Here is a 13,745-nt window from a genome sequence, read left to right as displayed (position 1 = left end):
TTTCGAACCTTGAAATCGTAGCCGACATGGGTGGGCCGCCCGCTTCCCGTTTTGAGGGGTGGGAAGGGGCGGCCTCGGTGGTGTGTACGGCGTTACGGGCGCCAGTTCTCCAGTACGCCCGTGTAGAGCTCGGTGTCGGTGAGCTCGCGGGGGGTGGGGCCGGCGTGGAAGAAGGACGTGTTGTCGGTCTTCAGTTTGCGGAGGTAGTCGAAGGCCTTGTTGTCGTGCTCGCCGAAGGCGACGAAGGCGAAGTGGATGCCCGGGTGGTTCTTGGCGGCGTCGGTGAGGGCCTGGGTGGCGGGGGTCTTCGCGTCCGGGGCGCCGTCGGTCTGGAAGATCACGAGGGCGGGGGTGCCGGCGGGGGTGTTCTTGTGGTGCTGCGTGACGACTTCCTCGACGGCCACGTGATAGCTGGTACGGCCCATGCGGCCGAGGGCCGCGTGGGTGTCGTCGATCTTGTTCTCGTGGTCGGTGAGGGTGAGCTCGGTGGTGCCGTCGAGCTCGGTGGAGAAGAAGGTGACGTGGACGGTGGCGTCGTCGTCGAGGTGGGCGGCGAGGGCGAGGGTCTGCTCGGCGAGAGCCTGGGCTGAGCCGTCCTTGTAGTACGGGCGCATGCTCGCGGAGCGGTCCAGCACGAGGTAGGTCTTGGCGCGGGTGCCGGTGAGGTCGTTCTTCTTGAGCGCGGTTGCCGCTGCGCGGTAGGCGGTGGCCAGGCCGGGGGCGCGGGTCTTGAGGCGGGCGAGGGTGGTGGCGGCTGCCGAGGGGGTCGGCTGCGGCTCCTCGGCCTCGGCTTCGCCTTCGGCCGGGTTGTTCCCACCCGCACCACCCGTGCGGCTTTCGTGGTCGGGTGCGGGTGGCCCCTGCGGGGCGTCCTCGCCGTCGGCGGCCGCGGGCTCGTCGATCACCGGTTCCGCAGCGGGTGCAGCCGCCGCCACCGGCTCAGGCTCCGCCTCCGCCTCTACGACGGGCTCAGGCTCGGCCTCCACCACAGCGACCGGCGTCGGCTCGGCCTCCACGACCGGCGTCGGCTCGGCCTCGGCCACCGGCTCCGGCTCACCCTTCGCCTCCAGCACCGGCTCGGGCTCCGCCGCCACCGGCTCCGCTTCCGCGGCCGGCTCGGGCTCGCTCACCGGCTCCGGGTCAGCCTCCGCGACCGGCTCAGGCTCGGCCACCGGCTCGGCCTTCTCCTCGGCGACCGGCGCCTCGGCCTCGATCACCGGCTCCGGCTTCTCCTCCAGCACCGGCTCGGGTTCAGCCTTCGCGACCGGCGTCTCGGCCTCGATCACCGGCTCCGGCTTCTCCTCCAGCACCGGCTCGGGTTCAGCCTCGGCGACCGGCGTCTCGGCCTCGATCACCGGCTCCGGCTTCTCCTCCAGCACCGGCTCGGGTTCAGCCTCCGCGACCGGCTCCGGCTTCTCCTCCAGCACCGGCTTCGGCTCCGCCGCCGGCTCGGCCTCGATCACCGGCTCAGCCTCCGCCACCGGCTCGGCCTTCGCCGTCGGCTCAGGCGCCGTCGGCTCAGAAACCGTCGGCTCAGGTGCCGGCGGTTCTCCTTCTGCCTGCTTCGGGACCGTGACGTTGTCGAAGGCTGCTGATACCAGTTCGTGTTCGGAGTCCGTCGACTGGCGGGGTTCCGGGACCTGGGGGTGGTCGGTCTGGGCCTCGGGCGTGGTCGTGGTCGTGACCTCGGCCCTGGGCGTCGTGTCCGCACCCTCTGCCTCGGGCGTGCGGCCCTTACGGCCGCGGCCGAACGCGTTCCGCAGGAGAGTGAGAATGCCCATGTGCGCAACCCTTCGCATGAGTTGTAGCCCGTCAATCCCTGGCCAGGACGGACACGTAAGGTTAGCCGCCCCCGGTCGTGATCTTCGGCAGGGATGCCCTGACCGTCGGCACGCCCCTCAACTCAGGTTCCGATACCTCCAGTTCACCCTTCGTTCATGACGCGTCCCCGTTTTCGCACAAACGCCCCCCTACCGTCCGTCAGGCTGGATTCAAGGGGAAGCAAGGGGAGAACAAAGTGCGCATTCCGCTGCCGCTCATCAGAACGTCGAACGATTCGCATCCCGGTGGGCGTTCCGCCATGACCTGCCGTTTCCGGTGTGGCGACGCCTGTTTCCACGAGGTGCCCAACACCACCACAAACCCGTACGTCGGCGACATCATCGCCGGCGCCCTGAGCCGCCGTAGCGTGATGCGCGCCGCCGCCGTGGTGACCGCCGCGGCCGCCGCCGGCACCGCCGGCACCGTCGCCGCCGCCCCGGAGGCCCAGGCCGCGCCCGCCACGTCGACCAAGCACTCCAGCCGCGGTGCCCGCGGTCTGCGCTTCACGGCCGTCGCCCCCAACACCAACGACGCCGTCACCGTGCCCGAGGGCTACGGCCAGAACGTCGTCATCCGCTGGGGCGAGCCCATCCTGCGCGGCGCCCCCGCCTTCGACCCGGAGAAGCAGACCGCCGCGGCCCAGGCCGGGCAGTTCGGCTACAACTGCGACTTCCTCGCCCTGCTGCCCCTCCCCGGTGAGTACAACCGGCAGATCCTCGTCGCCAACCACGAGTACACCGACGAGATCCTGATGTTCCGCGGCTACGACGCCGCCAACCCCACCCGCGAGCAGGTCGAGATCGCCTGGGCCGCGCACGGGCTGTCCGCCGTCGTCGTGGAGGGGAACAAGAAGAACGGCCAGCTCCGGCCCGTGCCGCGGCACCCGCTCAACCGGCGCATCACCGCCACCACCGAGTTCCGGATCACCGGCCCGGCCGCCGGTTCCGACCTGCTGAAGACCTCCGCCGACCCGACCGGCACCAAGGCCCTCGGCACCCTCAACAACTGCGCCGGCGGCACCACCCCGTGGGGCACCACGCTGCACGGCGAGGAGAACTTCAACCAGTACTTCGCCAACTCCAGCCGCGCCACGGACAAGCGGTACGGCATCGGCACCGGCGCCACCGAGCGCAAGTGGGAGCTGTTCGACAAGCGCTTCGACGTCGCCCAGGAGCCCAACGAGGTGCACCGCTTCGGGTATGTCGTCGAGCTCGACCCCTACGACCCGCACTCCAAGCCCCGCAAGCACACCGCGCTCGGCCGCTTCAAGCACGAGGGCGCGACCGTGCGGCTCACCCACGACGGCCGACCCGTCGTCTACACCGGTGACGACGAGCGCTTCGACTACTTCTACAAGTTCGTCGGCAGCAAGCGGATGAAGAAGGGGTCGTCCCGCGCTGTGCGCGAGCACAACCTCTCGCTGCTCGACGAGGGCACCCTCTACGTCGCCAAGCTCACCGGTGACTCCCCCGCGATCGAGATCGACGGCACCGGCAAGCTCCCCGCCGACGGTGAGTTCGACGGCTCCGGCGAGTGGATCCCGCTGGCCACCGCCTCCGCCAAGGGCGCGGTCAGCCACGTCGAGGGCATGACCGCCGAGGAGGTGTTCGTCTTCACGCGTCTCGCCGGTGACAAGGTGGGCGCCACCAAGATGGACCGTCCCGAGGACGTCGAGCCCAACCCGCACACCGGCAAGGTGTACGTCGCCCTCACCAACAACACCAACCGCGGCATCGGCACCAACGCCAAGGCGGACGAGGCCAACCCGCGCAACGCCAACAAGCACGGCCAGATCCTGGAGCTGACCGAGCGCTGGAACTGCGCCGACAGCACCAAGTTCGCCTGGAGCCTGTTCCTGGTCGCCGGTGACCCGAACGACCCGGCCACCTACTTCGCGGGCTTCCCGAAGGACCAGGTCAGCCCGATCTCCTGCCCGGACAACGTGGCCTTCGACCCGCACGGCAACCTGTGGATCTCCACGGACGGCGCGCAGCTCGGCTCGCACGACGGTCTCTTCGGTGTCGCTACGCGCGGTGACCGGCGCGGTGAGCTGAAGCAGTTCCTGACCGTGCCGCGTGGCGCGGAGACCTGCGGCCCGATCGTCCAGGACCGGCGGGTGCTGGTCGCGGTGCAGCACCCGGGTGAGATCACCGGTGCGACGGTGGAGAAGCCGGAGAGCACGTGGCCTGATGGGCCGGGTACGTACGTCCGGCCGGCCGTTGTCGCCGTGTGGCGCAAGGATGGTCGCGACATCGGCGTCTGAGCCTTAGCCCTGACCCTGAGCCACCCGAGTTCGCCCATGAGCTCGGGTGGTTCGGCTCTGGGGACACCTCACCGCGGGGAAGTTATCGCCCTCGCCGCCGCCACTTCCTGGCGCAAGGGCTCCAGGACGCTTCCCGACGGGCCCGTCAGGTCCGTGCGGACCGCGTACAGGACGTCCACCTGGCGCAGGCCGTCCGACAGTTCCCTCAGCTGGCGCACCACCTGGTCGATTTCCGCCTGGGTGGGGGGTGGTGCGCCGTGTTTGACGCGGACCCTCGCGGCCGTCGTCGCGTCCACGATGCGTTCCACCGCGACGACCAGGGGCCACCAGGCCGCCGCCCTCCGGCCCGTGGGCGGTGGTTCGGTCAGCGCGCGCTGGAATTCCGTGCGGATGACGGACAGGTCCCGGTACAGGCGGCGGCGCATCCGCGCGCGGGCCGCGGGGTCCACCGCCTGCGCGCCGAACGCGCCCTCCACGTAGCTCGCGGTGTCCCGCACCGCGTCGGCCAGCCGGTCGCCGACCCTGGTGTGCCAGCTCTCCGGCCACAGCAGATACCCGGCGATCAGCGCGATCCCGCAGCCCATCAGCGAGTCCACCAGCCGGGGCAGGAGCAGGTCGGTGCCCTGGTGGTTCAGTACGTCGGACAGGAGCAGGATCACCGGGGTGATGGCGGCGGTCTGGTAGCCGTACCCGCGCGGGGTGAGCGCCGGGATCAGCGGGGCGAGCAGCAGCATCACCGGTACGTCCCACCAGCCGCGCGGCACCTGGGAGAGGACCGCCGCCGCGACGACCAGGCCCGCGACCGTGCCGAGCGCGCGCAGCAGGGCGCGGGAGAAGACCGAGCCGAAGTCGGGCTTCATCACGAAGGTGATGGTCAGGGCGACCCAGTAGGAGCGGGGGACCGGGATGATCGACACCAGGACCTGGGCCACGCCGATGCACAGGGCGAGGCGCAGGCCGTAGCGCCAGGAGGCGGCGGAGAGGGCGACGTTGCGGGCGGCGCGCGCGGCGCGGATGCCGAGGGCGGCGGGCCGGCCGAGGCGGTCGTCGATGCCGCGCGGGTCGACGTCGGGGGCGGCGACGACGTCGGCGGCGTGGCGCAGGGCGTGGTCGACGGCGCGGGCGGTCTCGGTGGCCGGGGTGGGGAGCTTCAGGCCTATGGGGCCGGTGTATCCGGTGTCCACGGCCTGCGCGAGGTGCCGTACCGCGACCGGGAGTTCGGGCGGCAGGGGACGGCCGCTCAGGTGGACGGCGGGTGCGGCCTCGACGACCGGGATGACCGCGTTCAACTGGGCCAGCAGCCGGGTCAGTTCGGGGCTGCGGCCGTGGTGGCGGGTGCGGCGGGCGAGGACGAGGTCGTACGACTGGTTCAGGGACTGCGTGACGCTGTGGCGGACCTCGTCGTAGGTCTCGGGGCGTCCGGTCGCCGCCAGCAGGTCGGCGACCGCGCGGTAGGTGTCGGCCACCGCCGTGCGTTCGGGGACCCCTCCGCGCAGGGGCCAGGCCAGCAGGGCGAGGAGCAGGACGAGCAGTCCGCCGCCGGTCACCAGCAGCGGGGCCAGCCACCACTCGCCGGGCATCGGCAGGCCCGCGCCGACCACGGAGTTCAGCAGCAGGAGCAGGCCGGACACGGAGGCCACCGCGCCGATCGTCGAGATCATCCCGGAGACCAGCGCGACGGCGGTCACGACGGCGACCGCGACCCATCCGTGCCCGAACACCAGCGAGCCGAGCGTGATCCCGACGGCGCCGAAGAGCTGCGGCACGGCGATGTTGAGGAGCCGCATCCGGTAGGCGTCGGCCGTGTCCCCGATGACCCCGGACAGCGCTCCCATGGAGGCGAGCGCCCCGTACTGGGGCTCGTCGACCGCGAGCCCCACGGCGAGCGGCAGCGCCATCGCGACGGCGGCCCGCGCCACGGCCGCCCGGTTGACCGGGGCGGTCTGCGCCCGGAGGTTCCGGACCAGCCAGTCGGGAGGGGTGAGGCCGATGGGGAACTCGCGGGACATGCGGCCATTATGGGCGGGCGGATCACCGGGATCCGTGGAGTGTGACGTCCGCGACCACCGCTTTGTGGTCGGTGTCCGCCAGGTCCAGGAAGCGGGTCTCGCGGGCCGAGAAGTGCTCCGACAGCAGGACGTGGTCGATCTGGACGCCCGGGGTCGGGGTGGGGTGGGACGGCCAGGTCGGGGTGCGGGACTCGTCCGTGAGGCGGGCCGCGTCCCGCAGGCCCGTGTCCAGGATGCGGCGGAAGGACGCGTGGTCCTGGGAGGCGTTGAAGTCGCCCGCGAGGACGGTCGGGGTGCCTGCGGACGCCTTCGCGTAGTCCCGCAGCTCCGCCAACTCCTCGCGCCAGACGTCCACCTGGCCCGGCAGCGGCGGCATGGGGTGCGCCAGCTGGAGTCGTACGGCGTGACCCCGCACGTCCGCCACCGCGCCGGGCATGCCCATCGTGCCGGGGACGCCGTCGGTGTCCCGGAGGGGGAAGCGGCTGAGGATCAGCGAGCCCTTGGAGCCGGATCCCGGGACCGCCGCCCGGTGGGGGAAGTCCAGCCCATCCCCCAACCGCCCCTCGCAGGCGGGGTCGCACTCCGAGACGAACACGACGTGCGGGTTCTCCCGGCGTACAGCGGACACCAGCGCCTTCGTCCCCTGCCCGTACGCCACGTTCGACGTCAGCACCCGGAAGGACGCCACGGCGGGACCTGAGGGGGCGCCCGTCCTGCCGTACGGCTCCAGGAACCACGCCAGCAGGCCGAGCACCAGCACCCCCCACACCAGCCCGGCCCACCACCGCGCGAGCAGCGCGCAGGCCAGGGCGAGGCCCACCGGTACCACCAGCCACGGCAGGAAGGCCAGCAGCTGAGGCACCGGCGTGATCCCGTCCGTGTCGGCGATCCGGCACCCGACCACCACGCTCACCCCGGCGCACGACAGTCCCGCGCACCAGGCCAGGAACCGCCGCCCGCCTGTCCTCAACTCCTCGCCCCCTTCCCCCTCAAGGACGGGACGCCGCGACCGGGGGTTGCCGTCGCCGGGTGAGCAGCCAGGTTCCCAGGGCCACCAGCAGGCCGACCGCCACCAGCAGCCACGACACCGTGCGCAGGGTCGCGGTCAGGGCGTCGTAGACCGCGCCCGCCGCCGGACGGTGGACGTCGTCGGGCAGATCGGCGAGGGTCAGCCGGCGCCCGACGGCGACCGCGAGACCGAGGAAGGCACCGCCCAGCGCGGTGCCCAGCGCGGTCGCGGTGACCGCCCGCCGGCGGCAGGCGGCGACGGCGATCCCGGCGACGGCGAGCGCGGCGGCCGTGACGGGCAGCCAGAACCCGGCGATCTCCAGCGCGTGGAACCCCCGCCGCAGTTCCTCCAGTTCAGCTGCGGGCAGCACCGCCACCTCCGTGTGCTCGACGGGGATCCGACTCGCGAGCGGAATGTTGTCGGCCTCCAGGCGGGCTTTCACCTCGGCGGCGACCGGCGCCAGGTCCACCCGCACCTCGCCCCCGTCGCCGTCCCGCACGGCCCGCAGGACCGCGTCGTGGACGGCCCGGTTGCCCGCGTCCCAGGCGGTGCGGAAGGCGTCGGTGCCGGTGAAGGACCGCACCGCGTCACGCACGAAGGGCCGCAGCGGCGCGTCCGCGTCCGTCTCCCGCACGATTCCGTCACCCACCGTGTCCGCGACCGCGTCCCGCACGGCCGGGTCGGCGGCCAGCGGAGCCATCGCGGTGACGTAGCGGCCGGTGTCGGCGAGGCCGTACGACGCCCAGGCCGCCAGGGCGCCGAACGGCACCAGGAGGCAGGCCAGCGCGATCAGCGCGGCCGAGAGGGCGTTCCGCAGGCGGGAGGACACCCCTCCAGGCAAGACGGGCCCGGTCCGGCGGGCCAGCGCTCACGGCCGTATGGCCGACAGGCCCGCACCCCTTGGGGGAACTGGCATCCAGGCTCTCCGGTGGAGGGTTCACCCGAACGGGTGTTTCCTGGTGCTGGGGAGAAGGAGGCGATCATGCGCACCACTCCGGCTCTGCGGACCCTGGCCTTGGCCCTGCTCACCGGCGGCTCTCTGATCGCCGCCACAGCCACCGCCACGGCGACCGCACCGACCCTCGCGCCCGAGAGCGCCCCGTCGACGTTCTCCGAAGGACGCGGCGGCGGTCATCCGATCTGGGGCACGGTCATTTCCCACACGAAACTCAACGTCAGGGCGGCGCCCACCACGCACTCGCCCGTCGTCACCTGGCTCGCCCCGGGCAGCCAGGACCCCGTGGACTGCAAGGTCCGCGGCCAGAGCGTCAACGGCAACCCGCACTGGTACTGGCTGAAGGGCGCCCAGGGCTGGGCGGCCGCCGCCTTCGTCGACACCGGCGGGGCCCATGTGCCGAACTGCTCGGACCCCTGCCCGGAATGGAAGGACGGGTCCTGGACCAACTGGGACGAGCCGTTCACCAACGACTCCTGGAGCATGTCCGGTTCCGGTTCGTGGAGCGCGTCCGGTTCGTGGAGCTGGAGCGCCTCCAATTCGTCGTCCAGCGGATCCGCGTCCGTGTCGTCGGCCGGCGCGTGGAGCTGGCTGGGCGGCTGGTGAGGGGAAGGTGAGGGAGCGCGTGGGCCCCGGCATCGCTGCCGGGGCCCACGCGTGTGCGCCGGAGGCGTCAGCGGGGAAGGGGATTCCCCTCGGCGTCCTCGTGGGTGTAGTAGCGGTAGAAGAACACCGCGAAGATGGCCGCCGTGATCAGCAGGCTCATCGTCACCGAGCGCAGGACGCTCGCGCCGGTCTGGCTGTAGAGGAAGCCGAAGGCGGCACCGGCGAAGGCGGACTTCGTCAGCGAGTGCAGTTCCCGCTTCAGCTTGGGTGCCAGTTCGGCCACGGCGATGCACAGCACCATGAACACGATCGCGGTGACGAAGCCGAACAGGATGTTCCAGCCGGTGATCTCGCCGCCGCCGCGCCGGTTGGCCGCGGCCCAGTAGCCGTAGACGAGGCCCAGGACGACGGGGATCCCGATCCGCCCCATTCTGTGCGTGCGCTCGCTGAAGATGTCGGGTGAAACGGTCACCTTGGGCATCCGGCTGCCGGGTTTGGGTGCCGCGTGAGCCATGGGAGCACCTCCTCCTTCAGGTCTCTGACGCCCCCGACATCAAGGGCACACCCGCGGCGGGGGGCCTGGCAAGTCGAAGATGCGGGGCCCATGCCGCCGTGTTTCGCTGGCGGCATGAGCGGTGGGCGCGGACTGACACCGGTGAGCGGCCGCCCCGCCCGGCGGCGGCCGGTCCGGGCCCCCGGTGACGTGGTCCAGCGCCATCAGATGCTGCGGGTGGGCGGCCGGAGTGTGGCCTGGGCGCCGCCGCTGCTGCTGCTCGTCGCGATCGTGGTGACCGACTGGTACACCGCGCAGGACTTCCGGATCATCTCCTGGCTGGTCCTCGTCCCCGGTATCGCCGCCACGCTGTGCGGGGTGTGGGGGACGGCCGCGTTCGCGGTGCTGTCGACGGCCACCTATGTCGTGGCGGACAGCACCTGGCCCGGCGAGTTCCAGGTGGGGCTGCCCGACCTGCTGCTCTCCGCGATCGGCGGGATCCTCGCCACGCTGGCCTGCGCGGTCCGGGTGCGCGGCGAGCGGCGCATGCTGCACATGCGGGACGTCACCGACACCATCCGCCGTACCGTGCTGCGCCCGCTGCCCACACCCTGGGGCGGCCTCGACCACGCGGGCGTGTATCTCACCGCTGACGTCGACGCGGCGGTCGGCGGCGACTTCTACGACATCCAGCCGGGCCCGCACGGCACCCGGGTCCTCGTCGGTGACGTCCAGGGAAAAGGGCTCCACGCGGTGGAGGCCGCCGCCGCGCTGCTCGGCACGTTCCGTGAGTGCGGATACCACGAACCGGATCTCGCCACCGTCGCCGAGCACCTGGAGATCCGCATGATCCGGCACGCGGCCCACACCACCGCCCTCGGCCGCGACGACGGCGACCGCTTCGCCACCGCCGTCCTGCTGAGTTTCCCGGCCGACGACCCCGGCACCCTGGAGTCGGTGGTCTTCGGCCACGAGCCGCCCCTGGTGATCGGTCCCTCGGGCCTACGGCAGCTGCCGCCCGGCGAAGCCCTCCCGCTGGGCCTCGGTGAACTCACCGGCGGCTCGGGCCCGCCCAGGGTGCTGCGCTCCCCCCTCGCCCCCGGTGAGACGGTGCTGCTGACCACCGACGGCGTGACCGAGGCCCGCGACGGCACCGGCGCCTTCTACCCGCTCGCCGAGGAGGTCGCCCGGGCCGTCGCCGCGGACCCCCGGCTCGCCGAGCCGCGCCGCCTGGTCGGCTACGTCCGGGACGGCACCCTGCGCCACTGCGGCGGACTGCTCGCCGACGACACGACGGTGTACGCGGTGCGCCGGGCGGAGTGAGCCGAGGCGCGGGCGGAGTGCGCCGGGACGCGGGCGGAGTGCGCCGGTGACGGCCCCCGAGCGGGGTGAATCGGACCTTTGCGCTCCTGAGGCCCCCCTTTGCAGCCGCAGCGGTTACGGTGCTGCCGTACGTGATCGACGGGGGATGGGGAGGGACCGATGCCCGGAACCGTGCTGCTGCTCGCCGCCTCACCGGCGGGCAAGGGCTGTCTGGTGGACGCGGCGTCCGTGCTCCCCGTCCTGGCCGCGGTACCGCCCGCGGTGCTGGCCGGCACGGACACGGCCAACGTCGTCGAACTCGCCGACCCCCTCGAACCCCAGGCCGTCCTGACCCGGCTGCGCGCCGCCGCCGCGGCCCCGGGACCGCTCACCGTCTTCGTCACCGGCCAGCTCCAATTGGACCGCAGGCAAAGGCTGGTGCACCTGGCGCTGGCCCGCACGACCCCGTCCACGGTCCGCTACACGGCCCTGCCCTGGCACTGGGTCCGGGAGGAGCTGCGGCTGCGCGCACCGGGCACGACGACGCTGCTGCTGGACCTGCACGCGGACACGGAGACCTGGGAGCTGCTGCGCACCCGCCCGCTGGACTCGGGGCACAACATCGCCGTTCACGGTCGCATCGCCCCGCCGCCGGGGCGGCGGACGGTGGCGGTGCCGTCGTACATGAAGGCGGTGGCGACGATCCTGCGCAGCGGACGTCGGCCGGAGCCGGGGGAGTTGCATCAGCAGGCGCTCGCGCGGCTCGGCAGCGAGGGGCACCGGGACCTCGTGCTCGGGACCGTGCACACGGACCCGCACTCCGCCATCACCGCCGCCGTCCAGGCCGGCCGGCACGGAGACGCCGACGCGCTCGCCGCCCGGCACGAGCAGGCCGCCGTACAGGCGTACGGCCCGGGTTCGGCGCAGGCGCTGCACTGGGCCGAGGTCCGGGCCGATCTGGCGATGTTCGCCGGGGACGCCGAGCGCAGCTGCCGGGGCTGGCTGCACGTGGCGTCCGCGCGGCTGGCCGCCGGACAGTCGGCGGCCGATCCGGACGTGGAGTCCGCCGTGGACCGGGCGCACCACCAGTGGGGGTGCGTCAGCGACCCGGCGCGGGCCCGTGAACTGGGGCCCGCGCTGGCCGAGTTGAGAGCGCGGGTGCCGGGGCGCCGGGACGGCGCGCTGGACCACGTCCAGCAGCGCCTCAGCTCCCTGGCCTCGCTCAGCTCGTGAAGGTGAAGTACTTCCAGGCGCCGTGCGTGGTCGAGTTCACGCTGTCGCCGTGGCCGTTGACGTAGGAGTTGCGCACCCGGAAGCGGTAGCCGGTGGGCGGGGTGCCGGTGATCTCCACGGCGGACTTGCCGTTGGAGCCGACCGTGAAGTACTCGCTGCCCGTGGTGTGCCAGGCGCCGCCCGAGTAGACCTGCATCTGCAGGCGCTGCTGCCGGCCCGGGTACGGGGGCAGCGTCGCCGTGAAGACGGGGTCCTTGGAGACCCTGAAGTAGTGGTAGGTGTGCCCCCACGTGTACTTCGTCTTGTAGTGGCCGCTGACCGCCGTGGAGATCGACACCTTCGCGCCGGCCGTGCTGGTCACCGTGCGCGGCTGGTAGCGGGCGTCACCCGCGAACTTGGCCGTGACGGTGACGTCGCGCTTGAGGTCGAGGACGACCGAGAGGTCGCCCGAGGAGTTGACCGTGCCGCTCTTCACCAGCTGGTTGGGCTTGTCCGAGCCGAAGGGGTTGGCCCAGATCTCGACCTTGCGGTTCTTGTACGTCGTGCCGAGGTGCGCCGTGAACTTCACGTCCGCGCCGTAGCCGTACACCTTGCCGTTGTTGTTCAGCGTCAGTGTCGGCTTGGCGCGGGAGACCTCGACGGTGTCGGAAGCGGATCGGGGCGCGTGCTCGGCGTCGCCCGCGTAGTGCACCGTGTACTTGACCTTGCCGCCGACGGTCGGGGTGTCGGTGAAGGAGTAGCTGCCGTCCGCCTTGACCGTGACCGGCGCGAGCGCCTTGCCGGCCGGGTTCTCCAGGTCGGTGCGGCTCACCGTGAGCGGGCTCCCGGCGGGAACGGCGATCCGGGAGGTGACCTTGCCGGTGACCGTGAGCTTCTGGGCGCGCGGGGCCGAGGCCGGGGCGCTCACCGTGATGTCCGTGACCGCCTTGGTGGGCGCGGTCAGGGACCGCAGGCTGTACACGCCCTCGCTGTTGGAGGTCACCGCGAACAGCCGGGAGGCGTCAGGCGTCCAGGCGAGGCCTGAGGTGGAGAGCAGGTCGGAGCCGGACGTGGTGCCGGTGTTGGGGAAGTCGTACTCGCGAACCGACGTGGTGGTGCCCGGCTTGTAGATCCAGACGTCCTCGCTGTAGATGCCCATGATGCCCGCCGCGAGGGTGCCGTCGGGGGCGATGGCCACGGAGTTCGGGTAGTGGCTGCTGGCGTACGTGCCGTCCGCGGTGAGGTCGGACGTCTTGAACACCATGTGGTGGTACGGCCATCCGCTGGCGACGATCACCTGCGTGCCGTCCGGTGTGACTTGGAGGTCACCCATGTTGTCGCCCGCGTCGCCGGTGGCGGCGGTACGGGTGGCGGTTCCCGTCGACACGTCGTACGCGCCCACGACGGAGCCGCCCCGCTCGCCCGCCACGAGAACGTTCGCGCCGGGCGCCGCATCCACGATCGGCGCGTCGTAGAAGAGGCGGTTCGGGTCCTGGTCGAGGGTGACGACCGGCTGTTCGCCGGAGACGTCGAGCGAGCCGATGTTGCCCGCGGCGGCGGCGCCATAGCCGAACCACAACTTCCCGCCGGCCGCGGCGACGCTCAGCGGGGCGTCACCCACGGGGTAACGGGCGGACTCGCCCCCGGTCGCCGTGTCGATCGCGACGATCGCGTCGGCGTCCTTCACGGCCGCGTACAGGGTGCCGGAGTCGGCGGACAGCTCCAGGCCGGTGACGCCGGGCAGGTTCGTCACCTGCTGGACGACGGCTCCGGCGTAGTCGGTGACGACGATCTTGCCGTTGCTCGGGTCGCTGACGAAGACCCGCTGGTGGACGCCGTCCACCACGATGTCGGCGGTCGACTTCACCGGCAGCGTCTTCACGGAGTCGGCGGCGGCGGGCACGGCGGCCAGCGCCGCCGAGCTGATGAGGACCGCCAGGGTGGTGGCGGCCGTGGTGAGAGTGCGTCTGCGCACGCTGTTTCGAACCCCCCGGAACGAAAAAGGATGTGGGCCGCCACGGGCGGGCCCTCGGCAAGGGGGCCGGGCCCCGATGTGTGGGGCTTGTGCGCCGCGT

The 13,745-nt window shown here is 72.3% G+C and carries 10 protein-coding genes; 4 read left to right on the top strand and 6 right to left on the bottom strand.

Annotated features, from left to right (window positions below):
• Positions 1-92 precede the first annotated feature (92 nt).
• Positions 93-1,781 carry a VWA domain-containing protein gene (locus AC068Z_RS10625; RefSeq protein ID WP_478554258.1) on the bottom strand — a complete coding sequence of 563 codons (1,689 nt, stop codon included), beginning with the start codon at positions 1,779-1,781 and terminating at the stop codon, positions 93-95.
• Between the two features lie 236 nt (positions 1,782-2,017).
• Between AC068Z_RS10625 and AC068Z_RS10620 the strand changes: the two genes are divergently transcribed.
• The gene (locus AC068Z_RS10620; RefSeq protein WP_478554257.1) at positions 2,018-4,084 is read left to right on the top strand and encodes a PhoX family protein; all 2,067 of its coding nucleotides are present in this window, start codon (positions 2,018-2,020) and stop codon (positions 4,082-4,084) included.
• A 68-nt stretch (positions 4,085-4,152) separates the two neighbouring features.
• On the opposite strand, the gene AC068Z_RS10615 is transcribed toward AC068Z_RS10620, so the two are convergent.
• From AC068Z_RS10615 to AC068Z_RS10605, 3 genes are read right to left on the bottom strand one after another with little or no spacing between them, the layout of a single operon-like run.
• Complete coding sequence (locus AC068Z_RS10615; protein ID WP_478554256.1) at positions 4,153-6,093, bottom strand: FUSC family protein; 1,941 nt, start codon at positions 6,091-6,093, stop codon at positions 4,153-4,155.
• Between the two features lie 22 nt (positions 6,094-6,115).
• Positions 6,116-7,063 (bottom strand): endonuclease/exonuclease/phosphatase family protein, encoded by a 948-nt coding sequence (locus AC068Z_RS10610; RefSeq protein ID WP_478554255.1) that lies wholly within the window; start codon positions 7,061-7,063, stop codon positions 6,116-6,118.
• Between the two features lie 19 nt (positions 7,064-7,082).
• A complete protein-coding gene (locus AC068Z_RS10605) occupies positions 7,083-7,931 on the bottom strand; it encodes a hypothetical protein (RefSeq protein WP_478554254.1) in 849 nt (282 codons plus the stop codon).
• Between the two features lie 153 nt (positions 7,932-8,084).
• On the opposite strand from AC068Z_RS10605, the gene AC068Z_RS10600 reads away from it, so the two are divergent.
• Complete coding sequence (locus AC068Z_RS10600; RefSeq protein ID WP_478554253.1) at positions 8,085-8,663, top strand: SH3 domain-containing protein; 579 nt, start codon at positions 8,085-8,087, stop codon at positions 8,661-8,663.
• Between the two features lie 67 nt (positions 8,664-8,730).
• Here the strand turns inward: AC068Z_RS10600 and AC068Z_RS10595 are convergent, their stop codons facing one another.
• Entirely contained in the window at positions 8,731-9,177 is a 447-nt protein-coding gene (locus AC068Z_RS10595; RefSeq protein ID WP_478554252.1) for a hypothetical protein, read from the bottom strand.
• Between the two features lie 114 nt (positions 9,178-9,291).
• Between AC068Z_RS10595 and AC068Z_RS10590 the strand changes: the two genes are divergently transcribed.
• Together AC068Z_RS10590 and AC068Z_RS10585 are read left to right on the top strand one after the other, a co-directional pair.
• Positions 9,292-10,479: a PP2C family protein-serine/threonine phosphatase gene (locus AC068Z_RS10590; protein ID WP_478554251.1), complete on the top strand. Its 1,188-nt coding sequence runs from the start codon at positions 9,292-9,294 to the stop codon at positions 10,477-10,479.
• A gap of 159 nt (positions 10,480-10,638) precedes the next feature.
• Complete coding sequence (locus AC068Z_RS10585; protein WP_478554250.1) at positions 10,639-11,691, top strand: hypothetical protein; 1,053 nt, start codon at positions 10,639-10,641, stop codon at positions 11,689-11,691.
• Here AC068Z_RS10585 and AC068Z_RS10580 read toward each other — a convergent pair.
• On the bottom strand, positions 11,681-13,645 hold the full coding sequence (locus AC068Z_RS10580; protein ID WP_478554249.1) for a YncE family protein: 1,965 nt from the start codon (positions 13,643-13,645) through the stop codon (positions 11,681-11,683). The two genes, AC068Z_RS10585 and AC068Z_RS10580, sit on opposite strands and share 11 nt — an antisense overlap.
• Positions 13,646-13,745 lie beyond the last annotated feature (100 nt).

This window comes from Streptomyces sp. NPDC043726 (assembly GCF_056436565.1).
This window is presented reverse-complemented; position numbering and strand designations above follow the sequence as displayed.